Below are 204 nucleotides of genomic sequence, written 5' to 3' on the forward strand. Positions count from 1 at the left end.
ACCCCGCCAAAGGCCGAAAGGCCCTTGGAACCCATCAGATTGGCGCCGATCCTGACAAGCCTGGCGCCAATTATATCAGGGCTTGTTGAGATTCATCGTGACCGTATGACGGCTGCGGCGAGATAGATCATGGCGGCGAATGAGCTGTCTGTTTTGTCGCTACGCAGTGCGATCCGTTTGAATTCCTTGAGTTTGGCGAAGAAG

The 204-nt window shown here is 54.4% G+C and carries 1 pseudogene; it reads right to left on the reverse strand.

Going from position 1 to position 204, the window contains the following annotated elements:
- Positions 1-92 precede the first annotated feature (92 nt).
- Positions 93-204: pseudogene (locus GT007_RS22710) on the reverse strand (IS5/IS1182 family transposase); the annotation flags it as partial.

Source organism: Rhodovarius lipocyclicus, from assembly GCF_009900765.1.
In the GTDB taxonomy this organism is placed as follows: domain Bacteria; phylum Pseudomonadota; class Alphaproteobacteria; order Acetobacterales; family Acetobacteraceae; genus Rhodovarius; species Rhodovarius lipocyclicus.